Origin of the sequence: Pseudarthrobacter sp. 1C304, assembly GCF_052245515.1 — a bacterium.
In the GTDB taxonomy this organism is placed as follows: Bacteria; Actinomycetota; Actinomycetes; order Actinomycetales; family Micrococcaceae; genus Arthrobacter.
The window spans coordinates 594,656-620,958 of record NZ_JBQQCH010000001.1; the positions used below are offsets into that span (position 1 = coordinate 594,656).

The following is a 26,303-nucleotide window of genomic DNA, read 5'->3' on the forward strand; positions in this document are numbered from 1 at the left end:
GCCGACGCCGGACCTGGGCCATGCTCTGTGCGCTCGCCGCCATTCCGATCCTGATCGCCGTGGCCGTCCGGGTGTCCTCCGCGGTACCGCCAGGCCGCGGCCCGGCGTTCCTTGACCGGATCTCCCAGAACGGGTTGTTCGTTGGCGTGACCGCGATGCTTGTCTCCGTTCCCCTGTTCCTTCCGCTCACCGTAGGCGTGGTGGCGGGGGACACCGTGGCCGGGGAAGCCGGGATGGGAACGCTGCGGTATCTGCTGGTGGGACCCGCGGGCCGGGTCCGGCTGCTGCTGGTCAAGTACGCCGGCGCGGTGGTATTCGCCCTCACCGCCCCGCTTGTGGTGGCGCTGGTGGGTGCCGGGATCGGGGCGGTTCTCTTTCCGGTGGGGCCGGTGACCCTGCTGTCCGGCGATTCGATCGGCGCGGCTGAGGCGCTGCTCCGGCTGCTCCTGATCGCCTCCTACCTCGCGGTCTCGCTGATGGGCCTGTCGGCGATCGGCCTGTTTATGTCCACCCTCACGGACGTCCCGGTGGGGGCGATGGCGGCGACCGTGGTGCTGTCGGTTGTGTCCCAGGTTCTTGACGCCCTGCCGCAGCTGGAATGGCTGCACCCGTGGCTGTTCACCCATTACTGGCTGGACTTCGCGGACCTGCTCCGGCAGCCGATCGCCTGGGATTCCTTCCTCACCAACCTGGTGCTGCAGGGCGGCTACGTTGCCGTGTTCGGGGCGCTCGCCTACGGCCGCTTCATCACCAAGGACGTGCTGTCCTGAGGCTGGCCGGCACGTTCCCGGACATCAGGCGTGCTGGTGCGACTCGTGCTCCGCATGGGACACCGGCTCCAGCTGGAACGTGCAGTGCTCGGTGTCGAAGTGCGAGCCCAGGCAGCTGACCAGCTTGTCCAGGATCTGGTCGGCGCCGCGGGCGTCCAGGGCCGCGTCCTCCACGACCACGTGGGCGGAAAAGACCGGCACGCCGGAGGTGATGGTCCAGATGTGGATGTCGTGCACGGACACCACACCGTCCACGGCCAGGATGTGCTCGCGGATCAGCTGCACGTCCACCCCCTTGGGGGTTGCCTCGAGCAGCACGTCCACCACGTCGCGGAGCAGGTGCCAGGCGCGCGGCAGGATCATCAGCGCAATAACGATCGAGGCGATGGTGTCCGCCGCCTGGTATCCGGTCACCATGATGACCAGCGCGGCGGCGATGACCGCGAAGGAACCCAGCAGGTCGCCCAGGACCTCAAGGTAGGCGCCCCGGACGTTGAGGCTTTCCTTCTGGGCTCCGCGCAGGATCAGCAGGGACACGAGGTTGGCGACCGCGCCCAGGACGGCCGCGTAGAGCATCACGTCGGTCTGCACCTCGGGTGTGGAACCCAGCCGGCGGATGGCCTCGGTGAAAATCACCACGGAGATGACGATCAGCACCAGGGCGTTCGCCATGGCGGCCAGCACCTCGGCGCGCTGGTAGCCGTACGTGCGCTGGTCACTTGCCGGCCGGGACGCGATCCAGGCGGCCAGGAGGGCGATGGAGACGCCGGCCGCGTCGGAGAGCATGTGCCCGGCGTCGGCCAGCAGGGCCAGGGACCCCGACACCAGCGCGCCGACCACCTGGATCAGAACGACGCCGAGGGTGATGGCCAGGACGGCCACCAGGCGCTTCCGGTGCTTCGCCGTGGCTGTGCCGGGGGCGCCGAGGCCGTGCGCGTGGCTGTGGTTGTGTCCCATGCCTACAAGGCTAGCCCCAGCCGAGCTCGTGCAGGCGGTGGTCGCTGATGCCGAAGTGGTGCGCGATTTCGTGGACCACCGTGATGGTGACTTCCTCGATCACGTCCTCCCGCGATGCGCAGATGTCCAGGATGGGCTGCCGGTAGATGGTGATGCGGTCCGGCAGGGACCCGGCGTCCCACCACGAATCCCTTTCGGTGAGCGGCACCCCTTCATAGAGGCCCAGCAGCACCGTGTCCGGGTCCTCGCCGGGCTGCGGGGTGTAGTCGTCCTCGATGAAGATGGCCACGTTGTTCATGGTTTTTGCGAGCTCCGGGGGGATCCGGTCCAGGGCGTCGTTGACTGCGGCTTCGAAGTCGGTCTCGGACATCGGGAACGGGCCGTGGCCGCCGTCGTCCGGGCCGTCGTCAGGTTCGTCCGGGACGATGGGGAGGCCTGGCGGCAGGAAAGCGGGCATACCTGAACTTTAGTGCCGAATCAGCGGGACCGGCGCCGGGTCAGGCCCACCCCCACGAGGCAGATGGCACCGCCCACCAGGCCCCAGACGGTGGGGATCTCGCCCAGCACCAGCCAGGAGATCAGGATGGTGGTGCCCGGCACGAGGTACGTGGTGGCGGCGAGCCGGCCGGCGTCGATCAGGGACAGCGCATAGGCCCAGGTGGTGAAGGCTATGGCCGTGGGGAAAATGCCGAGGTATACGAGTCCCAGCGTCGCCGGCAGCGGGGCCGCCTGCAGCTCGGCGGCCAACTGGCCGCTGAAGGGCAGGCAGCAGACCGCGCCCACCAGGATTCCAAACCAGGTGGCCTGGGCCGCGGGCAGTTTCCGCAGGACGGGCTTCTGCACGATCACGCTGACCGCGGCGAGGGCTGCCGCCAGCAGGCAGAGCAGCACGCCCGTCACGTCCGCCGTCGACCGCTGCCCGGAACCGAGCGCGATCACTGCCACCCCGCCGAACGCGACCAGGCTGCCGATGATCAGCCAGCGCGGGAAGCCCTCCTTGAGGATCAATCCGGCCATGATGGCGACCAGGATCGGGTTGACGTTGATCAGCAGGGCCGCCGTGCCGGCGTCGAGCAGGTGCTCGGCGGCGTTCAGGGCCACGTTGTAACCGCCGAACCACATAACGCCGTAGGCCAGGATGGGCCACCACTCGCGGCCCCGCGGGAGGCTGCTGCCCTTCCGCAGCAGCTGTGGCAGCACCACCAGGCCCAGTACGACGGCGGCAATCGCCAGCCGGCCCAGCGTCAGGGAGCCCGGGGAGAAGCTGGGGCCCACGGCCCGGATGCCCACAAAGGCGGACGCCCACAACACCACGGTGGCCACGACGGCGGCGATGCCGAGTTTGCTGATCCGGGCCGGGCGGAGGTGCGGGGAGCCTGTCTGGGCGGTTGTTGCCATGCTGCCAATGTAGCCCGTGCCGGGGCCCGGGGACTGGCGGAAATCGGTCACGTCTGCACGAGTTCCTGCCAGCCGGTGTGCGGCAGTGTCCCGGCCGTTCACAAAAGAGGGCGGGCGGCGGCCTGGATGGCCGCGGCCACTTCGTCGAGGGCGGCCGATCCATGCCGCCACTGCTGCCAGTGGAGCGGGACGTCCACGTGGGCGGCCGGGTCCAGGGAGACCAGGGTGCGGCGCTTCAGTTCCTCCCGCACCTCGATCTCGGGGAGCAGCCCCCAGCCCATGCCCCACCGGATCGCCTCGCCGAACTCGTGGGCGGCCGGGATATAGTGCCGCGGCGGGTGGAGCGCAGCCCGGCTGACGCTTCGCAGGTAGCGGTCCTGCAGGTCGTCCTTGCGGTCGAAGATGATGACGGGGGCGTCGGCGAGCACAGCCGCCGTCGCCCCGCCCGTAAACCACCGGTCGGCGAGCTCCGGAGTGCAGACCGGCAGGTAGCGCATCACGCCCAGCCGCCGGGACGTACAGCCCGGGGCCGCCTTGGCGGTGGTGGTGATGGCCGCGGCGGCGGCGCCGTTGCGGAGGAGCTCGAGTGAATAGTCCTGGTCCTCGCGCAGGATCTCCAGCTGGACCTTGCCCGCCACGGCGGCGAGGCCGGGCAGCGCCCACGTGTGCAGGGAATCGCTGTTGATCACGAGGGCCAGGCGCACGCTGGCAGGCTGCGCTCCGGGCTGCAGCTCTTCGGCCAGGTCGGCGGAGAGCATGTCCAGCTGCCGCGCGAAGCGCACCACCGCCTGGCCGGATGAGGTGAGTTCGACGGGGCGGGTGCGCTTCAGGACCGGCCGCCCGACGGTAGCTTCGAGGGCGCGGACGCGCTGGCTCACCGCCGACGCCGTGACCCGCAGGTGGCTGGCGGCGGCCTCGAAGCTGCCGTGCGCCACGATGGCGGCCAGTGTGCGGGCCTGCTCCGGCTGGATGTCAATCATTAGCCAATCTTATGTTGTCGAAGAATTATTAACTGGTTTCATGTTGGCGCGGCCCCTACCGTTGGAAGCGTGATCTACTCCCTCGCTTCGGGGCTGGCCAGCGGGCTCTCCCTCATCATCGCCATCGGTGCGCAGAACGCCTTTGTGCTCCGCCAGGGCGTCCAGCGCTCGCACGTGCTGCTGGTGGTGGCCGTCTGCGCCCTGTCGGACCTGGTGCTGATTGTGCTGGGGGTGGCCGGGGTGGGCGTCCTGATTGAACGGGCGCCCGCCGTCCTGGAGGTGGTGCGCTGGGCCGGAGCCGCCTTCCTCCTGGCCTACGGCCTGATGGCGGCCATGCGGGCCGTCCGGGGCGGCCAGACGGCCCTCACCGTGGAGGGCCGCCGGGGGTCGTGGGCCGCCGCCCTCGGCACCTGCTTGGCCCTAACCTGGCTGAACCCCCACGTGTATCTGGACACCGTGCTGCTCCTGGGGTCCCTGGCCGGCGCCCACGGCGCGGACGGACGGTGGTGGTTTGCGGCCGGAGCGGGCCTTGGCAGCATCGCCTGGTTCTCCGCGCTCGGCGCCGGCGCCCGGTACCTTGCCCCGTGGTTCGCCCGGCCCGGCAGCTGGCGGGTGCTCGACGGCGGCATCGCCTTGGTGATGGTCACCCTCGCTGTCATGCTCGTAGCCTGAGGCAGACAGCGCGCCCGTGAAACTTCTCGACAAAGGAACCGCCATGTACGTCCCCCAACACTTCGCCGCGGACCACGACGTCGTCAGGGATTTGCTGGCGAACGCCGGCGCCGCCAACCTGGTGACGTCCACGGAGCGCGGGCTCCTCGCCACCTTGCTGCCGTTCGTCTACGATCCGGCGGTGGGGGAGCACGGAGCCCTGCTGGGCCATTTTGCCCGCAACAATGAGCAATGGCAGGTGCCTGCGCAGGGCGAGGCCCTCGCCATCATCCAGCGATCCGATGCGTACATCTCCCCGAACTGGTACCCCAGCAAGGCCGATCACGGCCGCGTGGTGCCCACCTGGAACTACACCACCGCGCACGCCTACGGCCGGCTGGTCATCCACGACGACCCGGAGTGGGTCGACGGCCTGGTGCGGCGGCTGACCGCGCAGCACGAAGCAGCCTCGGACCGTCCCTGGGCGGTGGACGACGCGCCCGCCCGCTACATTGCCGGGCAGCTCCGGGCGATTGTCGGCGTCGAACTTGTCATCACGCGCGTCGAGGCGAAGCGGAAGCTCAGCCAGAACCGGCCCGAGGCCGACATTGACGGCGTGATCGCGGGGTTGCGGGCCAGGGGCGAGCAGGATGCGGCCGACGATGTGGAGCGGGCCCGCCCGGACCGGAAATCCTAGGCACTGCGCCCCGGCAGGACGCCCGGCCGGCTGATTTTGGATATTCCGGGGTGTGCCCTTATAGTTTTATAGTCCAGTTCGGAGGAACCCGAAAGGACAAAAACGAAAGGCTTCGGCCCTGAATTTTTGCCCTGTTCAGCCGGACGGCGTCCTGGCCCCCATCGTCTAGCGGCCTAGGACACCGCCCTTTCACGGCGGCGGCACGGGTTCGAATCCCGTTGGGGGTACGCAAGGAACTGGTCAAAGCGGATGTAAAAGTCTGGTAGGCTAAAGGCCTTGAAAAATTGCGGTAGCGATACGGTAAGAAGCAAGAAAACAGCAGTAAACGCAAGGCCCTGTAGCGCAGTTGGTTAGCGCGCCGCCCTGTCACGGCGGAGGTCGCGGGTTCAAGTCCCGTCAGGGTCGCTCTGATTGCCAGAAGAAATTCCGGCTCTCAAGGTGACAAGTCACCTAGGCTCTGTAGCTCAGTTGGTAGAGCGTTCGACTGAAAATCGAAAGGTCACCGGATCGACGCCGGTCGGAGCCACCACTGGGAAGCATCAGTTCATTATGAACTGGTGCTTTTCTTCTTTTAACCCCCGATGTGAGGGTTATAGGACAAAACGTGTGTAAACCCCGGGCGTGTCAGGTGCGTCCTGCCCAGCCTGCGGGGCTCCAGAGACCTTCTTCTGCGGCGGCCGCGGTGCCGTTCGCTCTGGTCCATGGGGACGCTCGACGGCGGTCTCAGCCGGTGGGTGTGCGGTGTTCCCGGGGCCGCGACATCGAGCCTGTTTAAATCGCTGTGCAGCTGGGTGAACAAGATTCCTACCCGGCGGAGACGGTCCAGGAGACGGCAAGCCATCCGAAGGCGGTCACGGGTCAACCACCAGGACCGGCTCGCCCTGCCATCCAGACGCCGGTGCCTCCGCTGGCGCCGCCGCCCGCGGGTGACATTTCACACTAAATCCGATTTTTTGGGGGACATTTGACGTGCGATTCGTCCTGTGCCACGCGCGCGGATTGGACAATGTAAACGCTTACGCGCTGCCGGCGAAAATCGGCTACCAGGCCTTCCCGCACCAGTTTGATAAGCAGGCTTTGGCTTACATAGCGTGGAAACCGGCACCGGAAAGCGAGTCCTTTCCGAATCGCCAGCCGGGGCTCTACCGAAGCCCCGCCCCTCGACACAACGGCGTCCTCGATGACGCCTGAGGTGTTGTCGGGATTGTCGGAGTTCGGGGATTGACGGCACACGCCCGTCAATCACGCCTCGTCATTACTCCGTGAGAGAAGCAAGCATGCACAAGCACCCCACAACACCCCTGATGTCGCGGTGGCGCCCTGCCGCCGCGGCACTGGCGGCCGCCATCGTAGCCTCAGCGTTTCTGGCCGCTCCCTCGGCCCAGGCCAACGAACCCTCGGATCCGCCGGCAACGCAGATGCCGGCACCGACTCCCGGCTTCCCGCTTCCCACCCAACACAGCCAGCAGGCGTACGATCCGGCGTCGGACTTCACATCCAAGTGGACCCGCGCCGACGCCAAGCAGATCATGGCGCAGAGTGACCCCACGGTCACCCCTGGTGAGAACTCGATGAGCCCGAACGTCACCATGCCGGAAATCCCGGAAGATTTCCCCACCATGAATGAGGACGTCTGGGTCTGGGACACCTGGTCCCTCACCGACGAAAACGCGAACCAGATCAGCTACAAGGGCTGGGACGTCATCTTCTCCCTGGTCGCCGACCGGGACGCCGGCTACGGCTTCGACCAGCGGCACTGGAACGCCCGGATCGGCTACTTCTTCCGCAAAACGGACGCCGACCCGGCCAAGGACAAATGGAACTACGGCGGCCACGTCTTCGCTGACGGAGCCTCGATCGGCAACACTGAATGGTCCGGTTCCACCCGCCTGATGCAGGGCAACCAGGTCAACGTCTTCTACACGGCCACCACTTTCTACGATGTGGCCGAGCGGAACGCCGGCGGCGGCGGAATCGCCCCGGATGCAGCCATCGCGAAGGCCCTGGGCAAGATCCACGCGGACCGGAACGGCGTCACGTTCGACGGCTTCCAGCACACCAAGCTGCTGGAACCGGACGGAAAGATGTACCAGAGCAAGGCCCAAAACCCGGGCTTCGCCTTCCGCGACCCGTACACGTTCGCGGACCCGGCACACCCCGGCAAGACGTTCATGGTCTTCGAGGGCAACACTGGCGGAACGCGCGGAGAGTATGAGTGCAAGCAGGAGGACCTGGGCTACCGGCCCGGCGATCCCAACGCCGAGGACGTGGACACTGTCAACAGCAGCGGCGCCTACTTCCAGACGGCCAACGTGGGCCTGGCCGTGGCGGACAACAAGGACCTCACCAAGTGGTCCTTCCTCCCGCCCCTGCTGTCGGCAAACTGCGTCAATGACCAGACCGAACGCCCGCAGATCTTCATCCAAAACGAGGGTGGCAAGAACAAGTACTACCTGTTCACCATCAGCCACCAGTTCACCTACGCGGCCGGCATGCGCGGCCCGGACGGTGTCTACGGCTTCGTCGGGGACGGGGTCCGCTCCGACTACCAGCCGATGAACAACAGCGGCCTGGCCCTCGGCTCGCCGACGGACCTCAACCTTCCGTCCGAGTCCCCGGAGGCCCCCACCCCCAACCAGAACGGCCGGCAGTTCCAGGCCTACTCGCACTACGTGCAGCCCGGCGGCCTGGTGCAGTCCTTCATTGACAACGTCAATGGCGTCCGCGGCGGTTCACTCTCGCCCACCGTGAAGATCAACTTCCGCGACGGGGTTTCAGCGGTTGACCGCACCTTCGGCCAGAACGGCCTCGGCCCGTTCGGCTACCTGCCCACCAATGTCACCTTCGGCGGCGTGGGCCACTAACAGGCAGTGCATCAATGACGCAGTAACAGGGGGAGGCGCCCGGGAAACCGGATGCCTCCCCCTCCGGGTCCGGCCGGCCCTCAAAGCCCGCCGGACCTTCCGGCGTCGCGTGCCCAGAACCAGGAATGTTGAATCGTGAGACGAGATACCGCGAAAAAGTTTCCGTCCGGAACGCCGGGCCCCCGCACCATCTGGATGGTTGTGGCTGCAGCGGCCGCTGCAGCCCTTGTCGCGGTGGTGCTGGTTTCGACGACGGTCGGTTCCCGTCCGGGCCGCGGCCTCGCCGAACAGGCGCTTCGGGGCATCGCCGACGCCCAAACCGCGGCCATGGCATCCCAGGGCAGTTACGGCTCGTATTGGCTCAGCGGCGGTGACCGCACACTCGAGAAGCTGACGCATCCGATCCGGGCCGAAGGGGTTGCGGACCTGCGGAGCATCGAATGTGCCGGCGGGTGGGTCGCGGCCGCACGGGTTGGCGACGGCGTCGAGCTCAGGTCCAGCGTGGAGGACCGGGTGGTCCGTGCCGGCGACGGCGACGTCACGCGCCCGGACTGCATAACTTCCGAAGCAGTGGCATCCATGCTCTCGGATCTTGGCGTGCCCCGGCAGACGCCGGCGTCGGCTCTGGCTTTCGACCGGCCCGAGGGAGCCTCCGGGTACCGGCCCGGCTATCACATCACCCCCGCTAAGAACTGGATGAACGATCCGCAGCGTCCGATCCTGCTGGACGGGGTGTGGCACTACTACTACCTCTACAACGCGGGGTATCCGGAGGAAAACGGCACCGAGTGGTACCACCTGACTAGCACGGACCTGGTGCACTGGAAAGACGAAGGGGTAGCGATCGCCAAGTACAAAAACGGCCTGGGCGACATCGAGACCGGAAGCGCCGTGGTGGACCATAACAACTCGGCCGGCTTTGGCAAGGGCGCCGTCATCGCGGTCATGACGCAACAGGACCAGGGCATCCAGCGGCAGTCCCTGTTCTACTCCACCGACAACGGCTACTCGTTCACCGGGTATGAGAAGAACCCCGTCATGGAAAACCCCGGACAACCGGACTGGCGGGATCCCAAAATCATCCGCGACGAAGCCCACGGCCAATGGGTGATGGCACTGGCCGAGGGCGAAAAAATCGGCATGTACACCTCAACAGACCTCAAAGAGTGGCACTACTCATCCGGCCTCGAACTTGCCGGTCTGGGCACCCTGGAATGCCCGGACCTCTTCCAGCTGGACCTCGACGGCGATCCATCCAAGCGGACGTGGGTGCTGGCTGCCAGCGCCAACGGAAGCGAGGAGGGATTCACCACGGGTGTCGCCTACTGGACGGGCTCGTGGGACGGCTCCCGCTTCACCGCCGATGATCCGGAACACCAATGGCTCGACGCCGGCTCGGACTTTTACGCCGCCGTGACATGGGATGATCCGCGGCTCACCGAGAGCCAGCGGATGTCCTCCCGGCACGCCCTCGGGTGGATGAACAACTGGTCGTACGCCCGTCAACTGCCCACAGAGGACTGGCACGGCGGTGCAGACTCCATGGTGCGCGACATCAGGCTGAAGACAGTCACCGGAAAGCCGGCCCTGGTGTCCAGCCCCACCCCTGCCATGGCGTCCATAGAAGGACCCGGGGCCATGGTCGGGGAACGCCGGATGACGCCGGACGGCGCGGGGGAGCTTCCGGCCCCGCCGGGCGGGGCCTACCGGCTTGACGTGACGCTCGAACGGGCGGCGGACGACGACGGGTCTGAAGCCAGGATCGAGCTCGGTGGCGAGCATGGAACGTTCGCGACGGTGGGATACGACTTCGCGAGTGAATCGGCTTTTCTGTCCCGGGACACGGACGCGGCCGCCACCGGCATCGCCGACCTGCACCCTGGTTACCGGGAAACGCGGCGCACCGCCAGCCCGCCGCGGGAGGGGAAAGTGGACTTGGCGATATTCGTCGACTATTCCTCCGTCGAGGTTTTCATCAATGGTGGGGAGAAGACCATGACGTCCCTTGTTTTTCCGACCGGAGGTGCGCCGGCCCTCAACGCCGCCACGTCAGGGGGGTCCCTGACGCTTAAATCGTTCAGTTACAGGCAGCTGGCCTCGACGCGCTGACCGGAATGCGCCTGGGCATTCCGGTCCCACCGGCCATCTTGCCGCCGGCAGGTATTAGGGTGGTCTCAAACAGAAGGGGGAGTGCCTCATGGAATACCCGGATCCTCAGCCCGCAGCGGCCGCGGTACCCGGCCTGGCCGAGCCGCAGCCAGGCAGCGGACGCACCGTCATTTCCGAAACCGCCGTCGCGAAGGTTGCGGGTATCGCCGCCCGCTCCGTCCCCGGCGTGTACTCCCTCGGCTCGGGCCCGTCCCGTGCGCTCGGCGCCTTCCGTGACGCGGTGGGGAGCACCGACCACGCCGCCGGTGTCCGCGCCGAGGTCGGGGAAACCCAGGTGGCCGTGGACATCGACCTGGTGGCGCTGTACGGCACACCCCTGCACGCACTGGCAGACCAGATCCGCGCCGCCGTCTACGCAGCAGTCGAGGAACTCGTCGGGCTTCAGGTCATCGAAGTCAACATCGAGATCAACGACGTCTACGTGCCCGGCCCGGCGAAGCCCGGCACCCCGGCCGAGACCCGGCCCGCGAGAGAGGCAATCCAGTGAGTCTGACCGTGGTGGGCATCGCCGCCGGCGCCTTTGTGGCATTTATGTCCTTCCAGTTCGGCGTCTGGGGTTTCCTCGGCGCCCTGCTGTTCATGGGAATCGGTGCCCTCCTGGGCCGCGCCGCGGAAGGGAAACTGGACCTGCGCAGCGTGCTCGACGCCCTCACGGGCCGGCGTTCCTCCTCATGAGCGGCCACGCCGGCGCCGCCCGCGCCGCCCCGATGTCCGGACACAACCGGATCAGCACCCAGGCGCTCACCAGCGTGGCCAGGGCTGCCGCGGCGGAAGCCCTCGGTGTCGCGCCGCACGACGTCCGGGCTGACTGGTCCGACGACGACGGGCTGCTGGCTCTGTCCGTCGTCGCCCCCATTACCGTCCCCCCGCTGGCCACAGTGCTGCGCGGCGCCGGACGGGTCGCAGGCTTCGGCGGTTCCATCTGGGACCGGGCCGTGGCCGCCAAGGCCGAAATCCTGGAGCGCGTGACGCAGCTGAGCGGCGCCCGGCTTAGCCGGGTGGACATCCGGATCGGCGGGGCCAGCATGAAGGAAGGGGCGCGCGTCCATTGAGGCACAACTCCGAACACGGCGCCATCCCCGGCAGCAACGTCCCGCCACCTCCGAGTGCCGCCCCCGGCGCTGCAGCCACTAGCCCTGCAGCCACTAGCCCTGCAGCCACTGACACTGCGGCGCCGCAGGCGGCGGCAGACCCCCGCATGGACGACATCCTCCGCCGTGAAACCCATTCCTCCCGGGCAGTGCCCTCCATCATCGCCGCTGTCCTGGTGGCGGCGCTGTGCGGATATGCCCTCCTGGAAACCGCCGTCCGTGCCTTCGGCCAGCCGCCCTGGCTCGTGGATCCGGAGACCGCGGCGGAACAGCTGGTGGCCCTCCCCGGCGGCGTCCCACCGCTCCTGCTGGGTGCCCTGGGCGCGGTGCTGGCCATGGCCGGCCTGTACTTTTTCCTGTACGCGGTGCTCCCCGGGCGGCGTGCCCGCCATGTCCTGCGGGACCCCCGGGCCGCCGTGGTGGTGGACGACGAAGTCATCGCCTCCGCGTTGGCGCGCCGGGCACGCGTGGCTGTGAACGTGAGCCAGGAACAGGTCATGGTGACGGTGTCCCGGCAGCACGTCGATGTCAGTGTCCGTCCCACCTCGGGGGTGCCGCTGAAACCGGATGCCGTCCGCGCCGCCGTCGAGAGTGAACTCCGGGACATGGGCCTGCACCCGGCCCCGGACGTGCGGATCACCGTGGCCCCGTCAGGGGTGATCGGCGCATGAACGGCACCCCCAGAATCCTCAACCGCCTCCTGATCGGCGTCCTCGGCGCCAAGCTCCTCGCCATCGGGCTGCTGCTCATCGTTCTCGCGACTGTGCCGGCAGCCGGCGTCTGGTGGAACACCTGGGCCGCCGGCGTCTGGAGCCTCTGGCAGGACCTGTTTGAGCGCACGCGCTTCCCGGGGCGTCCGGAAAGCTGGCTCTGGATCGTGGTGGTCCTGATACTGCTTCTTGTGGTGGGGGCCATGGTGGCCTGGGTTGCCCAGCAGGGCAAGGGGCGGACCAGCCTGCTGGTCTCCGAGGAGGACCCTGGCGGCGTGCCCGGCAATGTCAGGATCGGCAGCGGCGTAGCCGAGCAGGCGATCCGGGCCGCCCTGGCGGACCGTCCCGACCTGGCCGGGACCACGGTTGCCACCTACACATTCCGCGGCGAACCGGCCCTGAAAATCCGGATCCAGCCCCGCCAGGGCGTGGCCCCGCACCGGCTCGCCGAAGAGGTCTCGCTCCTGGTGGAGGCGCTCGACGTCGCGCTCGGCAAGCGCACCCCGGTGCTCATCCACATCGCCTCCGGTGCGCGCTCGAGGTTCGGGCGGGTGGAGCGGGTTCGCTGATCCGTTGTGAGCTTCCGGCAATATTTTCTACTGCCCGGCAAGGTGCGCAGAACGGCGCGCCGGGCCCGAATCGCCGCGGATCAGGGCACAAAAATGCGCCCGGGGCAAGGGTCTCCTTTCCGTAAAGGTTCGATGTAAACGCTTGCATTCCTCACCGCCTGTTGATTACTGTGAGGGGCACCACACAACGCACCGCCGTTTTTCGTCCGGTACTCAGCGAGGAGCCCCCAGTATGAAAACACCGAAGTTCCTACTTCCCGTCGCCACAGCAGGCGTCTTGGCCCTGACTCTCTCCGCCTGCGGCGGCGGAGGGGGCGGCACCACCGCCAGCTCCGACGCCGAGCAGGGCCTCGACGGCCGCGGTCCCATCACCTACGTCCAGGGCAAGGACAACAGCAACGTGGTCCGGCCCCTGATCGAGAAGTGGAATGCAGCCCACCCGGACGAGCAGGTGACGTTCAAGGAGCAGACCGACCAGGCCGACCAGCAGCACGATGACCTGGTCCAGAACTTCCAGGCCAAGAACGCCAACTACGACGTCGTCAGCGTCGACGTCGTGTGGACTGCCGAGTTCGCCGCCAAGGGCTGGCTCCAGCCGCTCAAGGACAAGATGGCGCTGGACACCTCCGCGATGCTGAAGCCGACGGTAGAGAGTGCCTCCTACAAGGGCACGCTGTACGCGGCCCCGCAGAACTCCGACGGCGGCATCCTCTACTACCGCAAGGACCTGGTCCCCACGGCGCCCAAGACCTGGGACGAAATGATGGGCATGTGCACCGTGGCCGAGCAGAACGGCATCGGTTGCTTCGCCGGCCAGTACGCCAAGTACGAAGGCCTGACGGTCAACACCTCCGAGGCCATCAACTCCGCCGGCGGCGCGGTGCTGGATGCCGAGGGCAAGCCGAACCTGAACACCCCCGAAGCCAAGGAAGGCCTTGAGAATCTGGCCGCGGCCTACGCCGACGGCAGCATCCCCAAGGAAGCCATCACCTTCCAGGAGGAACAGGGCCGGCAGGCTTTCCAGGACGGCAAGCTCCTCTTCCACCGCAACTGGCCGTACGTCTACAACCTGGCCGTGACGGAAGGCTCGTCCAAGGTCAAGGACGTCCTGGGCATGACCGCTTTGCCCGGCAAGGACGGCCCCGGCGCCTCGACCCTCGGCGGACACAGCGCCGGCATGAGCGTCTACTCCAAGAACAAGGCCACCGCCCTGGACTTCCTGAAGTTCCTCACCTCCGAAGAAACCCAGAAGTTCTACGCCACCCAGGGCTCCCTGGCCCCGGTCCTCGGCGCGCTGTACGACGATCAGGAGCTCGTGGCCAAGCTGCCGTACCTGCCGGTGCTGAAGACCTCCATCGAGAATGCCGTGCCGCGTCCGGTAACCCCGTTCTACCCGGCGGTCACCAAGGCCATCCAGGAAAATGCCTACTCGGCCATCAAGGGCGAGAAGTCCGTGGATGCCGCGCTGTCCGACATGCAGGCGTCCATCGAGTCCGCTAGCGCCGGACAGTAGCCCCACCATGGCAACCGAATTGGGCCCGACGCCGGTCAAAGGACCGGCGTCGGGCGGTACCCCGATCCACCACGGCCCCAAGGGCGTGGGGGAGGACAACGCGATAGCGAGCCAGGGCAAGTGGGCATCGTGGCTCCTTGCGCCGACCATCGTGGCGCTGGCGATCGTGATCGTCTACCCGATCATCAGCGCTATTGTGATGTCTTTCCAGAAGGACGCCGGCCTCGACCCCGTCACCGGGCTGTTCACCGCGGGCGGTCCGGCCGGGTTCTCCAACTACACCAACTGGATCTTCCAGCAGTGCGCCGCCCCGGGCGGAGGAACCGTGGCCTGCCCGCCTGGCACCCTCGGTTCCCAGTTCTGGTCCGCCACGGGAACCACGTTCTACTTCACCATCGTCACGGTGACTCTGGAGACGATCCTCGGCTTCTGGATGGCCATCATCATGGCCCGCACCTTCCGCGGCCGCAGCCTGGTCCGCGCGGCCGTGCTGGTGCCGTGGGCCATTCCCACCGCCGTCACGGCCCAGCTGTGGCTGTTCATCTTCGCCTTTGAGGGCATCGGCAACAAGCTCTTCAACACCACCATCCTCTGGACGGGCAGCGAGATCCCGGCCCGGTGGGCCGTGATCATCGCCGATACCTGGAAAACGACGCCGTTTATGGCGCTGCTGATCCTGGCCGGCCTGCAGATGATCCCCGCCGAGGTCTACGAGGCGGCCAAGGTGGACGGCGCCTCCGCCTGGCAGCGGTTCCGGATGATCACCCTGCCGCTGGTGAAGCCGGCGCTGATGGTTGCGATCCTGTTCCGTACCCTCGACGCGCTGCGCATGTTCGACCTCCCGTACATCCTGACGGAGGGCTCCAACAACACCACCACGTTGTCCATCCTGGTGGTCAACCAGATCAGGCAAGGCTTCAACTCGGCCGCCGCGCTGTCCACCATCACATTCATCATCATCTTCATTGTGGCCTTCATCTTCGTCCGCTTCCTCGGAGCGAACGTCGTGGAGCAGCAAACCGGCGCAGGTAAGGGGAAGAAATGACCGCCGCGACCGAACTCCGGGCCAAGCAGGACCAGGGCCGGAAAGCCGCCCAGAACCGGGAGAAATGGGCGAGCGTCCGCACGTACGTCAGCGCCGCCGTCATCCTGATCTGGTGCCTCGCCCCGGCGTACTGGATGGTGGTCACGGCGTTCCGCGACGTGGGCTACACCTACGACACGTCGCTCCTGCCCACCCACGTAACGCTGGACAACTTCATCACGGCGTTCGACACGTCGTTCGGCAACAGGTTCGGCCAGGCACTCCTGAACAGTGTGTTCATCGGCGTCACAGTCACACTGATTTCGCTGGTGCTCGGCGTGTTTGCGGCTTATGCCCTGGCCCGCCTGAACTTCCGGTTCAAGTACCTGGTGCTGGGCTTCATCCTGGGCGCGTCCATGTTCCCGGGCGTCGCCCTGATCACGCCGCTGTTCCAGCTGTTCACGAACATCGGCTGGATCGGCACCTACCAGGCGCTGATCATTCCGAACATCTCCTTTGTGCTCCCGCTGACGGTCTACACCATGACGTCGTTCTTCAGGGAAATGCCGTGGGAGCTGGAGGAGGCAGCCCGCGTGGACGGCTGCACCCAGGGGCAGGCGTTCCGCAAGGTGATCATGCCGCTGGCGGCACCGGCCATCTTCACGACGGCGATCCTCGCGTTCATCTCCTCCTGGAATGAGTTCCTGATCGCCAGCCAGCTCTCGAACGACGCAACCCAGCCGGTGACGGTGGCCATTGCCAACTTCGCCGGGGCCCAGCCGCAACAGATTCCGTACACGGCCATCATGGCCGCCGGGACCATCGTTACGATTCCGCTGGTCATCCTGGTGCTGGTCTTCCAGCGGAAGATCGTCGCGGGCCTCACGGCCGGCGCCGTGAAGTGACGGCAGCGCAATGAACACACCACAGCGAGGCCTCGTCCGGAGCGAACACCGCCGTGTCCGCTCGGGCGAGGACTTCGATATCATCATCGGGCTCCTCGGCTTCTGGGCGATGGTCCTGTTCGTGGTCACCGTCTGGATGGAGGTGACCGGCCAGCCGGCCCTCGGCTGGGCGCTGGGGCTGCTGGCCATGGTGCTGGCCCTCTACGGCCTGATCCGGCTGCGCCGCCGCCTCCCCGAAAGGACGGCAACCCGGCGCAAATGAATGCGGGGTCACATAACGCCCATTCCGAGGGGATTTATGGGCGGGAAGTGACCCCGCGTTGCTTGAACGGGCAGACAGTCGACAAGGGGACACGGTGGCAAAAACAACAGACAGGGCGCAACGCGGAGGCCATTCCGGCGTCAGCATCGAGGACGTAGCCCTCGCCGCCGGAGTGTCCACCGCCACCGTGTCCCGCGCCGTCCGCGGCCTGCCCAGGGTTTCGCCGGCCACCCGGGAAAAAATCCTGGGCATCGCCGAGGCCCTGGGCTACGTCGCGTCCTCCTCGGCGTCCGGGCTGGCCACCGGCCGCACCAAAACGATCGGGGTGCTGGCCCCGTTTGTCAGCCGCTGGTTTTTCTCCAAAGCCATCGAGGGCGCGGACCGGGAACTCCACGCCCGGCAGTACAACCTCTCGCTCTTCAATCTGGGCGGCCACGGCAGCCACCGCGAGCGGCTCTTCAGCAAGACCATGGTCTACAAGCAGATCGACGCCCTGCTGGTCCTCTGTATGGCGCTGACGCACGAGGAAATCGAACACCTCCAGAAGATCGACATCCCGCTGGTGGTGGTCGGCGGGCACGTCGAGGAATGCCCCTACATCGGGATCGACGACTACGGGGCCGCCGCGACGGCCGTGCGGCACCTGATCGGCCTCGGGCACACGGAGATCGCCCTCCTGCACGGCGACGACGAAACCGACCTCAACTTCGATGTCCCCCGGGTCCGGATCAGGGCCTTCCAGGAGGTGATGGCCGAAGCAGGCCTGGCCGTCCGGGAGGAATGGGATGAGTGGGGGGACTTCACCGTCCGCAGCGGCCAGGATGCCTTCCGCCGGCTCTGGAACCGGCCCGGCCCCAAACCCACCGCAATCTTCTGCGCCTCCGACGAAATGGCCATGGGCGTCATCTTCGAGGCCACCCGGGCCGGAGTGAGCGTTCCCGGGGACCTCTCCGTCATCGGGATCGACGACCACGACTTTTCCGAGGCCATGGGCCTCACCACGGTCCGGCAGCGGCCCGATGAGCAGGCCGAACTTGGCACCAAGATGCTGCTGGACGAGCTGGACGGCGTTGCCGGGTCAGTGCGGTCCACAGTGGCCCCGCACCAGCTGATTGTCCGGACCACCACGGCGCCGCCGCGCAGGGACAGCGCCTCACACAGTGATCGCTCCAACTCCGTCGCCGGGGAACCGGGCGGCCGGCAGCCGGCCTAAGCCCCGGGCCCGGATCCCACGGTCAGGACGCGCGCGCCAGCTGCCGGATCGGGATCCAGCGGGACGCCAGCCGGCGGTACGCGGCGGCCGCGCCCGTCATGTCACCTTCGGCCAGGCACTCAATGCCCAGCCGCACGTCCATGGGCGAGTCATCCGGGTAGACCTTGTCCGCCACGGCGCCGTAGTCCAGTTCCACCACCGAGCCCGGGTGGAAGAGCTCCAGCCATTCGGTGAGCTGCGTCAGGTCCTCCAGCATGTCCAGGTCCGGCGCGGCGAGGGCCAGATGGGCCACCGCGTAGCGGACCCGTTCCAGGGCGTCGCCGATGGCCGCGCGGATCCGGACGGTGACGATGTGGCCGTCGGCTTCCACCACGTCCGTGGGGTCCGCTTCCTGGAACAGGCAGAACCAGCTGAACGGGATGCCCCAGGTGGATGCCCGGGTGTGCACCCGGCCCAGCCCGGCGTGCGCCCGCACTTCGTCGATGCGTTCCTGGTGCCTGTCGCGCTGTTCCTCCGGTATCAGCAGCTGCGCCAGGGGTCCGTGGATGCCCTCCATGAGGGCGTTGGCGGCCAGCCCGGCCCGGAGCACCAGCTGGCTGGGGCAGTACAGCAGGTTGTCCGCCTGTGCTGCGGCGGGCGCGGAAGCGCCGCCGTCGGGGGAGGGGAGGTCGGGGGAGGGGGATGGTGAGGGGGTGCCGCCGTCGGCCGCGGGAGCCGCCGGGTGCGGCGCCGCAAGGACGCGCACCAGGTCCGTTGCCCCGGTGGGGAACGGGTCCCCGCCCGGGCGGGTGATGCGGCCCAGGGAGGCCAGGAGTTCGGCGTTTTCGACGGCGGCGCGGGAAGCGCTCCGGGCGCCCGCGGCCCGCAGGCCCTGCTGCTGGTCCTCCGGGAACGCCGCCAGGGGTTCGTAGATCCGGAGGGCGGAGGAGAACGGCAGTCCCGCCTGTCCGCGGTAAAGGTTTCCCGTCATGGCGTTCCGTCGCTTCCCTGGGCGGTCATCAGTCACTCAGCTCTGCGATGACCGGGGCGTGGTCCGAGGCGCCCTTGCCCTTGCGTTCCTCGCGGTCGATCGAGGCGCCGGTAACCCGGGCGGCCAGGGCGGGGGAGGCGAGGATGAAGTCGATCCGCATCCCCTCCTTTTTCGGGAAGCGGAGCTGCGTGTAGTCCCAGTAGGTGTAGACGCCGGGGCCCGGGGTGTGCGGGCGGACCACGTCCTGGAAACCGGCGTCTTCGAACGCGTGGAAGGCCGCCCGCTCGGGTTCGCTGACGTGGGTGAGGGCGTTGGCCCGGAAGTAGTCAATGTCCCAGACGTCGTCGTCCTGCGGGGCGATGTTCCAGTCCCCCATCAGGGCGACCTGCGCCTGCGGGTCCTCCTTGATCCAGCCCTCGGCGTGGGTCCGCAGCGTGTCCAGCCAGCTGATCTTGTACGGCATATGCTCATCGTCGAGGGCCCGGCCGTTGGGGACATAGAGGCTCCAGACCCTGACACCGCCGCACGTGGCGCCGATGGCGCGGGCCTCCTGCACGGCATCCTTGCCGTTCTTGCCGAAGACGGGCTGGTCCAGGAAGGTGCGTTCGACGTCGTCGAGCCCCACCCGGGAGGCGATCGCCACCCCGTTCCACTGGGACAGACCGAAGTGCGCCACTTCGTAGCCCATGTTCTCGAACAGCTCCCAGGGGAAGTTGTCGTCCTTGCACTTGGTCTCCTGGATGGCCAGGACATCGCAGTCGGTGCGCTGAAGCCAGGCTTCCACGCGGTCGGCACGGGCACGGAGCGAATTCACATTCCAGGTAGCTATCTTCACAGTCCCTAACTTACCGAACTTGGCTTCGCGGCGAAGCTGCGCCCGGCCGCCACCTCTGGAATTTAGTAGGAAGTCCGAGTATATTCAGGAACGGAAGATGACGTGAGTCACAGGCGGCCCGGCCGCCACACGGCAATCACACGGTGCAAAGGAGCATTTCCCCATGGTTCGCGAGCTATCCCACTACATTGACGGGCAGCATGTTGAAGGCACCTCCGGGCGCTTCAGCGATGTCTACGATCCGTGCACCGGCGAGGTCCAGGCCCGGGTGCCGCTGGCCAGTGCCGAGGAAGTCCGCAACGTGGTCTCCAACGCGGAAAAGGGCCAGCTCGAATGGGCCGCCATGAATCCCCAGCGCCGCGGCCGCATCCTGCTCAAGTTCGTCGACCTGGTCAACCAGAACCTGGACGAGCTCGCCACCCTGCTGTCCTCGGAGCACGGCAAGACCTTCCTCGACGCGAAAGGCGACATCCAGCGCGGCATCGAGGTCGTCGAATTCGCCGCCGGCGCCCCGCACCTGCTCAAGGGCGAGTTCTCCGACAGCGCCGGAACCGGCATCGACGTCCACTCGCTGCGCCAGCCGCTCGGCGTCGTCGCCGGCATCACCCCGTTCAACTTCCCCGCGATGATCCCGCTGTGGAAGTCCGGCCCGGCGCTCGCCGCGGGCAACTCCTTCGTCCTCAAGCCCTCCGAACGCGACCCCTCCGTCCCGCTGCGGCTGGCCGAGCTGTTCACCGAGGCCGGCCTGCCCGCCGGCGTCTTCAACGTGGTCAACGGCGACAAGGAAGCAGTGGATGCGCTCCTGGAGGACCCCCGCGTCCAGGCCGTCGGCTTCGTCGGCTCCACCCCGATCGCGCAGTACATCTATGCCACGGCCGCCGCGCACGGCAAGCGCGCCCAGTGCTTCGGCGGGGCCAAGAACCACATGGTGATCATGCCGGACGCGGACCTCGACATGGCTGCAGACGCCCTCATGGGGGCCGGCTTCGGCTCCGCCGGCGAACGCTGCATGGCCATCTCCGTGGCGGTGCCGGTCGGCAAGGCCACCGGCGACGCCCTGGTTGCGAAACTGCAGGAACGGATCGCGGACCTCAAGGTTGGCCACAGCCTCGCCAAGGACTCTGACTTCGGCCCGGTAGTGGCCGCGTCCGCCAAGGAACGGATCGAAGGCTACATCCAGGCCGGCGTCGACCAGGGTGCCACCTTGCTGGCTGACGGCCGCGGCCTCAAGGTCGACGGCTACGAGGGCGGCTTCTGGGTCGGGCCCACGCTCTTCGACAACGTCACCAAGGACATGACCATCTACAAGGAGGAGATCTTCGGCCCGGTCCTGAGCGTCCTCCGCGCCGAGGACTATGATGAGGCCCTGCGCCTGTGCAGCGAGCACGAGTTCGGCAACGGCGTAGCCATCTTCACCCGCGACGGCGACTCCGCCCGCGACTTCGCCAGCCGGGTCCAGGTGGGCATGGTGGGCATCAACGTCCCCATCCCCGTGCCCATCGCGTACTACACGTTCGGCGGCTGGAAAGCCTCCGGCTTCGGCGACCTCAACCAGCACGGCGCGGACGCCTTCCGCTTCTACACCAAGACCAAAACGGTCACCACCCGCTGGCCCTCCGGCATCCGCACCGGTGCCAGCTTCGTCATGCCGGAAGGCAGCTGATGACGGGCAAACACTCCGCGGACGCAGAACCCGCGGAAGTGCTCTTCGAACGGCGCGGCCGGCTCGGCGTCGTCACGCTGAACCGGCCCCGGGCCGTCAACGCGCTCACCGCCGGCATGGCCGCCGCCATGCTGGAACAGCTCACGCTGTGGGCGGACGACGACGACGTCGCGGCGGTCCTGGTCCGCGGCGCCGGCGACCGGGGGCTGTGCGCCGGTGGCGACATCGTGGCCATCTATCGTGACATGATCGACGGCGGCGACGCGACGGCCGACTTCTGGGCGGAGGAATACCGGCTGAACCTGCTGATTTCCGAGTACCCCAAGCCCTACGTCGCCTTCATGGACGGGCTGGTCCTCGGCGGCGGGGTGGGGATCTCCGCGCACGGCTCGGTCCGGATCGTCACGGAACGCACCCGGATGGGCATGCCGGAGACCACCATCGGGTTTGTGCCCGACGTCGGCGGAACCCTGCTGCTCTCCCGGTCGCCGGGGGAGACGGGCACACATGCGGCCCTCACCGGCGCACACCTGACCGGATCCGACGCCCTGTTCCTGGGGCTGGCGGACCACTTCGTGCCGTCCGCAGACCTCGCCGACCTGGCGGCGGCGCTGGAGACCGAGGCGCCGGACACCGCCGTCGCACGCTTCGCCGGGGAAGCGCCGCCCTCGGCGCTGGCTGCCCAGCAGGAATGGATCGACGCCTGCTACTCAAGCGACGACGCCGAGGAGATCGTCCGCCGGCTGCGGGCCTTTGGCGGGGAAACGGGCGGGGAAGCTGCCGATACGGCCGGCACGATCGAGGCCAAGTCGCCCACCGCCGTGAAGGTGGCGCTGGCCTCGCTGCGCCGGGTCCGGGGGTTGAGCCTCGAGGAAGCCCTGGAGCAGGAATACCGGGTGGGGCTGCGGTTCCTGACCGGACCGGATTTCCGCGAGGGGATCCGCGCGCAGGTGGTGGACAAGGACCGCGAGCCGCACTGGCAGCCGGCCACCCTGGCGGAGGTCAGCCAGGCCGACGTCGACTCCTATTTTGCGTCGCTGGGCGAGAAGGAACTGAAGCTGGCAAAGGAGCGGGACAATGTCTGAGACCACCACCCCTGAACAGGGCCAGTCCGCGGCGCCGGCCGGCACCATCGCGTTCCTGGGCCTCGGCCACATGGGCGGACCGATGGCCGTTAACCTGGTCAAAGCCGGCCACACGCTGGCCGGGTTCGACGTGGTGCCGGCCGCGCTGGAGACAGCCCGTGCGCACGGGATCGTTACAGCGGACACCGCCGCGGAGGCGGTGGCGGGCGCCGCCGTTGTCCTGACCATGCTGCCCAGCGGCAAACTTCTGCTGGATGCCTACCGCGGCAGCGGCGGCCAGCCCGGCCTTCTGGACGTTGCGGCCCCGGGCACCCTCTTCCTGGACTGCTCCACCATCAACGTGGACGAGGCCCGGGAAGCCGCCGAACTCGCCGTTGCGGCCGGCCACCGGGCCGTCGACGCCCCGGTGTCCGGCGGCGTGGTGGGGGCCGAGGCGGGCACCCTGACGTTTATGGTCGGGGCGCTTCCGGAAGACTTCGAGGCGGTCCGGCCCCTGCTCGAAATCATGGGCAAACGGGTGGTGCACTGCGGGGAACACGGCGCCGGCCAGGCCGCGAAGATCTGCAACAACATGATCCTCGGCGTCTCGATGATCGCTGTCAGCGAGGCCTTTGTGCTCGGCGAGAAGCTGGGGCTCACGCACCAGGCCCTGTTCGACGTCGCATCCGCAGCGTCCGGCCAGTGCTGGGCGCTGACCACCAACTGTCCCGTTCCGGGGCCCGTCCCCACCAGCCCCGCCAACCGGGACTACCAGCCCGGCTTCGCGGGAGCACTGATGGCGAAGGACCTCAAACTGGCGCTGAACGCGCTGGAAAGCACCGGCGTCGCCGCCCGGCTGGGGCCGCTGGCGTCCGAAATCTACGATACGTTTGCCGCGGAGGGCGGGGCCGGCCGGGACTTCTCCGGCATCATCACGGACATCCGGGACAAGTCCGGGCATTGACCGGCCGGGGACCATTTCCGGGCAGCAAACATTGTCAAACAGCAGCTGAGGGGACAGGCATGACGGAGCAGTACACCAACATTCTCGTGGAGCGGCGCGGCCGGGTGGGCCTCGTGACGCTCAACCGGCCCGAGGCGCTGAACGCCCTCAACAAGGCCACCATGGACGAGGTGGTGGCGGCGGTGTCCGCCATGGACACCGACCCGGAGGTGGGGGCCGTGGTGCTGACCGGCTCCGCCAAGGCCTTCGCGGCCGGCGCGGACATCAAGGAAATGCAGTCCAAGGACTACATGGACATGTACGCGGCCGACTGGTTCCGCGGCTGGGAGGACTTCACCCGGCTGCGGATCCCGGTGGTGGCGGCGGTGTCCGGCTTCGCGCTCGGCGGCGGCTGCGAGCTCGCCATGATGTGCGACTTCATCATTGCCGGGGACAGCGCCAAGTTCGGCCAGCCCGAAATCAACCTCGGCGTGCTGCCGGGGATGGGTGGCTCCCAGCGCCTCACCCGCGCCGTCGGAAAATCCAAGGCAATGGACATGATCCTGACCGGACGCATGATGGACGCCGCGGAGGCCGAACGCGCCGGCCTCGTGTCCCGGGTGGTGCCGGCCGCGGACGTGGTCGAGGAGGCCCTCAAGGCAGCCGAGGTCATTGCGTCCAAGTCCAAGCCGGTGGCCATGGTGGCCAAAGAAGCGGTCAACGCAGCCTTCGAGACCGGGCTCGCCCAGGGTGTGCTGTTCGAACGGCGGGTGTTCCACTCCCTGTTCGCCACCGCCGACCAGAAAGAAGGCATGGCGGCCTTCGCCGAGAAGCGCCAGCCGGACTTCACGCACCGCTGAGCAGGGGAGCGGACCTCCCTGCGCTGCGGGATCCGCCCCATGACGCGCAAAAGCCCTGGCGCTGCCGTATTCCGGTAGCGCCAGGGCTTTCGCGCGTCGCAGGGCACTATCCGCCGCGCAGGGTCAGGCGGCGCTGATCCCGAACAGGCCGATGATGAGGGCCATAACCGTCAACGTCACGAATTCGTGCGCGCAGTTCAGCGCGGTCAGGCCGGCCGGGCGGCCTTCGAACGCGTCGTGGGTGATGAACCGGGCCGCCGTGAACCCGGCCCAGAGGATCACCGCCGTGACCAGGGTGTTCGCCAGGAAGTTTCCGCCGTAGAAGTGCTGCGAGATGGCGGCGGCGCCGGCCAGGACCGCGGCGCTGATGAAGCTGACCACCAGCGTGAGCAGGATGGGTCGAACGGCGTCCCTGGCGTCACCGCTCGGTGAGACGTTGGCGACGCGCATCCAGTAGTTGCCGAAAACTTTGGGCGTGTACCAGACGGAGCCCACCACCATGCTGGACAGCGTGGCCAGCAGTACCGCCCAGATGTTGATCTCCGGAATCACGTCGTTCTCCTTGGCTGCAGGGTTGGTTCCTGGTCGCAGTCTAGGGGACCGGCCGCGGGATTCTCCGGTTTTATCCAATTACCTCTTTTCGGAGGTAGTTGGATATCCATGCTTTTGGTTACAGTGATCCAAGTCACAGATCCGTGTCTCGAGGCTGACATCAAAGGAGATTGCCATGACCTCAGTTCCACCCGCTGCACCGGCCGGGGTGCAGGCGCCGCCCAGCCGCAAAACCCTGCGCAAGGTTGCCTTCGCGAGCTTCGCCGGGACCACCATCGAGTTTTACGACTTCTTCATCTACGGCACCGCTGCCGCCCTGGTCTTTCCGGTGGTGTTCTTCCCGGCGCTCGGCGCCGCCGCCGGCACCGTGGCCTCCTTCGGCACCTTCGCGGTCGCCTTCTTCGCCCGCCCCGTCGGCGCCATCGTGTTCGGCCACTTCGGTGACCGGATGGGCCGGAAAAAGACACTCATCACCACGCTGCTCATGATGGGCATCGCCACCGTACTCATCGGGTTCATTCCGGACGCCAACACCATCGGCGTCGCGGCCCCGATCATCCTGGTGGTGCTCCGCTTCGTGCAGGGGCTCGCCGTCGGCGGCGAATGGGCCGGCGCCACGCTCCTCGTGGCGGAATACGCCCCCACGGGAAAGCGGGGGCTCTTCGGGTCCTTCCCGCAGATCGGCCCCTCGGTGGCCTTCGCCCTCGCCAGCGGCACGTTCCTCATCACCAACCTGACCCTGGGCGACAAATCGGAGGCCTTCATCTCCATCGGCTGGCGCGTGCCGTTCATCCTCAGCGCCGTGCTGGTGATGGTGGGCCTGTGGGTCCGGCTCAGCATCGAGGAAACCCCGGTGTTCAAGAACGCCGCCAAGGCCGCCCCCGCCACCACCCGGCTGCCCGTCCTTGAATCGATCAAGCGCCAGCCGCGCGAAATCCTCCTCGCGGGCGGCTCCCTGACCCTGCTCTTCGCCTTCTTCTACATGGGCACGGCCTACCTCACCAGCTTCGCCACGAGCCCCACCGGCATGCAGCTGGGACGGGTGGAAGTGCTCAGCACGGGCATCGTGGCCTCGGTGTTCGTCGCCGCCGCCACCCTGGCCTCCGGCATTCTCTCGGACCGCTTCGGCCGCAAGAAGGTCATCGCCACCTCGTGCATCCTCGCCGTGCCGTGGTCCCTGGTCCTGTTCCCGATCCTCAGTGCCAACACCGTCTTCGCCTTCGGTGTGGGGCTGACCGTCACCCTGGTGATCTTCGCCATCGCCTACGGTCCGGCCGGCGCCCTGCTGCCGGAGCTGTTCGAGACCCGCTACCGCTACACCGGCGCCGGCATGGGCTACAACCTCGCCGGCGTCGTGGGCGGCGGCATTGTGCCGCTCGTCGCCGCGCAGCTGGCCGGAACGAGCGGCGCCGCAGCCGTCGGGTTCCTGCTCGCCGGGATCGGCGTGTTCAGTGTGCTCTGCACCTTCGCCCTGCCCAACCGGGAAAAGCGGGGGCTGGAAGAGGGCAAGCAGCAGCCGGCCGCGCAGCACGCGGACGGCGCAGGAATCGCCGAGCCCGTCTCCGGGCCCTAGGGGTCCGGGCCGGACCGCGGATTCTGATATTGGGGGATCCGCGGCCGGGACGCGGGGCTGCCGGCACGAC

At 67.7% G+C, this 26,303-nt stretch carries 27 protein-coding genes and 3 tRNA genes; 23 read left to right on the forward strand and 7 right to left on the reverse strand.

What is annotated here, in order from left to right; all coding sequences use genetic code 11:
* The first annotated feature begins 20 nt into the window (after window positions 1-20).
* Window positions 21-770, forward strand: coding sequence for an ABC transporter permease (locus ACTWQD_RS02820; RefSeq protein ID WP_443194910.1), 750 nt, complete (start codon window positions 21-23; stop codon window positions 768-770).
* A gap of 24 nt (window positions 771-794) precedes the next feature.
* On the opposite strand, the gene ACTWQD_RS02825 is transcribed toward ACTWQD_RS02820, so the two are convergent.
* The 4 genes from ACTWQD_RS02825 to ACTWQD_RS02840 form a co-directional block, all read right to left on the reverse strand.
* Window positions 795-1,727 (reverse strand): cation diffusion facilitator family transporter, encoded by a 933-nt coding sequence (locus tag ACTWQD_RS02825; protein WP_443194674.1) that lies wholly within the window; start codon window positions 1,725-1,727, stop codon window positions 795-797.
* Window positions 1,728-1,737: 10 nt separating this feature from the next.
* Window positions 1,738-2,184, reverse strand: coding sequence for a metallopeptidase family protein (locus ACTWQD_RS02830; protein ID WP_443194675.1), 447 nt, complete (start codon window positions 2,182-2,184; stop codon window positions 1,738-1,740).
* A 20-nt stretch (window positions 2,185-2,204) separates the two neighbouring features.
* Window positions 2,205-3,125 carry a DMT family transporter gene (locus ACTWQD_RS02835; protein WP_443194676.1) on the reverse strand — a complete coding sequence of 307 codons (921 nt, stop codon included), beginning with the start codon at window positions 3,123-3,125 and terminating at the stop codon, window positions 2,205-2,207.
* Between the two features lie 98 nt (window positions 3,126-3,223).
* Window positions 3,224-4,105 (reverse strand): ArgP/LysG family DNA-binding transcriptional regulator, encoded by an 882-nt coding sequence (locus ACTWQD_RS02840; RefSeq protein WP_443194677.1) that lies wholly within the window; start codon window positions 4,103-4,105, stop codon window positions 3,224-3,226.
* 69 nt (window positions 4,106-4,174) lie between these two features.
* Between ACTWQD_RS02840 and ACTWQD_RS02845 the strand changes: the two genes are divergently transcribed.
* The 17 genes from ACTWQD_RS02845 (at window position 4,175) to ACTWQD_RS02925 (ending at window position 17,773) form a co-directional block, all read left to right on the forward strand.
* Entirely contained in the window at window positions 4,175-4,777 is a 603-nt protein-coding gene (locus ACTWQD_RS02845; RefSeq protein ID WP_443194678.1) for a LysE/ArgO family amino acid transporter, read from the forward strand.
* 43 nt (window positions 4,778-4,820) lie between these two features.
* A complete protein-coding gene (locus ACTWQD_RS02850) occupies window positions 4,821-5,453 on the forward strand; it encodes an FMN-binding negative transcriptional regulator (RefSeq protein WP_443194679.1) in 633 nt (210 codons plus the stop codon).
* Between the two features lie 154 nt (window positions 5,454-5,607).
* A tRNA-Glu gene (locus ACTWQD_RS02855) sits at window positions 5,608-5,680 on the forward strand.
* A 104-nt stretch (window positions 5,681-5,784) separates the two neighbouring features.
* Window positions 5,785-5,858: transfer RNA gene (locus tag ACTWQD_RS02860), tRNA-Asp, on the forward strand.
* A 48-nt stretch (window positions 5,859-5,906) separates the two neighbouring features.
* Window positions 5,907-5,982, forward strand: a tRNA-Phe gene (locus tag ACTWQD_RS02865).
* Window positions 5,983-6,730: 748 nt separating this feature from the next.
* Window positions 6,731-8,317 (forward strand): glycoside hydrolase family 68 protein, encoded by a 1,587-nt coding sequence (locus ACTWQD_RS02870; protein ID WP_443194680.1) that lies wholly within the window; start codon window positions 6,731-6,733, stop codon window positions 8,315-8,317.
* 195 nt (window positions 8,318-8,512) lie between these two features.
* A complete protein-coding gene (locus tag ACTWQD_RS02875; RefSeq protein WP_443194911.1) occupies window positions 8,513-10,426 on the forward strand; it encodes a glycoside hydrolase family 32 protein in 1,914 nt (637 codons plus the stop codon).
* Between the two features lie 88 nt (window positions 10,427-10,514).
* Window positions 10,515-10,973: an Asp23/Gls24 family envelope stress response protein gene (locus tag ACTWQD_RS02880; RefSeq protein ID WP_443194681.1), complete on the forward strand. Its 459-nt coding sequence runs from the start codon at window positions 10,515-10,517 to the stop codon at window positions 10,971-10,973.
* The gene (locus tag ACTWQD_RS02885; RefSeq protein ID WP_443194682.1) at window positions 10,970-11,161 is read left to right on the forward strand and encodes a hypothetical protein; all 192 of its coding nucleotides are present in this window, start codon (window positions 10,970-10,972) and stop codon (window positions 11,159-11,161) included. Before ACTWQD_RS02880 ends, ACTWQD_RS02885 begins: the two co-directional genes overlap by 4 nt.
* Window positions 11,158-11,538, forward strand: coding sequence for a hypothetical protein (locus ACTWQD_RS02890; RefSeq protein ID WP_443194683.1), 381 nt, complete (start codon window positions 11,158-11,160; stop codon window positions 11,536-11,538). Before ACTWQD_RS02885 ends, ACTWQD_RS02890 begins: the two co-directional genes overlap by 4 nt.
* Before the next feature lie 146 nt (window positions 11,539-11,684).
* Entirely contained in the window at window positions 11,685-12,248 is a 564-nt protein-coding gene (locus ACTWQD_RS02895; protein ID WP_443194684.1) for a DUF6286 domain-containing protein, read from the forward strand.
* On the forward strand, window positions 12,245-12,856 hold the full coding sequence (locus tag ACTWQD_RS02900) for a hypothetical protein (RefSeq protein ID WP_443194685.1): 612 nt from the start codon (window positions 12,245-12,247) through the stop codon (window positions 12,854-12,856). Before ACTWQD_RS02895 ends, ACTWQD_RS02900 begins: the two co-directional genes overlap by 4 nt.
* 232 nt (window positions 12,857-13,088) lie before the next feature.
* Complete coding sequence (locus ACTWQD_RS02905) at window positions 13,089-14,369, forward strand: ABC transporter substrate-binding protein (RefSeq protein ID WP_443194686.1); 1,281 nt, start codon at window positions 13,089-13,091, stop codon at window positions 14,367-14,369.
* A gap of 7 nt (window positions 14,370-14,376) precedes the next feature.
* The gene (locus tag ACTWQD_RS02910; RefSeq protein ID WP_443194687.1) at window positions 14,377-15,414 is read left to right on the forward strand and encodes a carbohydrate ABC transporter permease; all 1,038 of its coding nucleotides are present in this window, start codon (window positions 14,377-14,379) and stop codon (window positions 15,412-15,414) included.
* Window positions 15,411-16,298, forward strand: coding sequence for a carbohydrate ABC transporter permease (locus tag ACTWQD_RS02915; protein ID WP_443194688.1), 888 nt, complete (start codon window positions 15,411-15,413; stop codon window positions 16,296-16,298). The genes ACTWQD_RS02910 and ACTWQD_RS02915 overlap by 4 nt, the downstream gene beginning before the upstream one ends.
* 10 nt (window positions 16,299-16,308) lie before the next feature.
* A complete protein-coding gene (locus tag ACTWQD_RS02920) occupies window positions 16,309-16,560 on the forward strand; it encodes a hypothetical protein (protein WP_443194689.1) in 252 nt (83 codons plus the stop codon).
* A 94-nt stretch (window positions 16,561-16,654) separates the two neighbouring features.
* The gene (locus tag ACTWQD_RS02925; protein WP_443194690.1) at window positions 16,655-17,773 is read left to right on the forward strand and encodes a LacI family DNA-binding transcriptional regulator; all 1,119 of its coding nucleotides are present in this window, start codon (window positions 16,655-16,657) and stop codon (window positions 17,771-17,773) included.
* Between the two features lie 22 nt (window positions 17,774-17,795).
* On the opposite strand, the gene ACTWQD_RS02930 is transcribed toward ACTWQD_RS02925, so the two are convergent.
* Together ACTWQD_RS02930 and ACTWQD_RS02935 are read right to left on the reverse strand one after the other, a co-directional pair.
* On the reverse strand, window positions 17,796-18,743 hold the full coding sequence (locus ACTWQD_RS02930) for a hypothetical protein (RefSeq protein WP_443194691.1): 948 nt from the start codon (window positions 18,741-18,743) through the stop codon (window positions 17,796-17,798).
* A 28-nt stretch (window positions 18,744-18,771) separates the two neighbouring features.
* On the reverse strand, window positions 18,772-19,578 hold the full coding sequence (locus ACTWQD_RS02935) for an exodeoxyribonuclease III (RefSeq protein ID WP_443194692.1): 807 nt from the start codon (window positions 19,576-19,578) through the stop codon (window positions 18,772-18,774).
* A gap of 163 nt (window positions 19,579-19,741) precedes the next feature.
* On the opposite strand from ACTWQD_RS02935, the gene ACTWQD_RS02940 reads away from it, so the two are divergent.
* The 4 genes from ACTWQD_RS02940 to ACTWQD_RS02955 are packed head-to-tail and all read left to right on the forward strand — an operon-like array spanning window position 19,742 to window position 24,108.
* Window positions 19,742-21,241, forward strand: coding sequence for a CoA-acylating methylmalonate-semialdehyde dehydrogenase (locus ACTWQD_RS02940; RefSeq protein ID WP_066439838.1), 1,500 nt, complete (start codon window positions 19,742-19,744; stop codon window positions 21,239-21,241).
* Window positions 21,241-22,326 (forward strand): enoyl-CoA hydratase/isomerase family protein, encoded by a 1,086-nt coding sequence (locus ACTWQD_RS02945; RefSeq protein ID WP_443194693.1) that lies wholly within the window; start codon window positions 21,241-21,243, stop codon window positions 22,324-22,326. Before ACTWQD_RS02940 ends, ACTWQD_RS02945 begins: the two co-directional genes overlap by 1 nt.
* Window positions 22,319-23,269, forward strand: a complete 951-nt coding sequence (gene mmsB / locus ACTWQD_RS02950; RefSeq protein ID WP_443194694.1) for a 3-hydroxyisobutyrate dehydrogenase — start codon at window positions 22,319-22,321, stop codon at window positions 23,267-23,269. Before ACTWQD_RS02945 ends, mmsB begins: the two co-directional genes overlap by 8 nt.
* A 59-nt stretch (window positions 23,270-23,328) precedes the next feature.
* Window positions 23,329-24,108 carry an enoyl-CoA hydratase gene (locus tag ACTWQD_RS02955; protein WP_443194695.1) on the forward strand — a complete coding sequence of 260 codons (780 nt, stop codon included), beginning with the start codon at window positions 23,329-23,331 and terminating at the stop codon, window positions 24,106-24,108.
* Between the two features lie 123 nt (window positions 24,109-24,231).
* Here ACTWQD_RS02955 and ACTWQD_RS02960 read toward each other — a convergent pair whose 3' ends face one another.
* Complete coding sequence (locus ACTWQD_RS02960; RefSeq protein ID WP_443194696.1) at window positions 24,232-24,660, reverse strand: DUF1761 domain-containing protein; 429 nt, start codon at window positions 24,658-24,660, stop codon at window positions 24,232-24,234.
* Window positions 24,661-24,835: 175 nt separating this feature from the next.
* On the opposite strand from ACTWQD_RS02960, the gene ACTWQD_RS02965 reads away from it, so the two are divergent.
* Window positions 24,836-26,233 (forward strand): MFS transporter, encoded by a 1,398-nt coding sequence (locus ACTWQD_RS02965; RefSeq protein ID WP_443194697.1) that lies wholly within the window; start codon window positions 24,836-24,838, stop codon window positions 26,231-26,233.
* The last annotated feature ends 70 nt before the right edge of the window (window positions 26,234-26,303 follow it).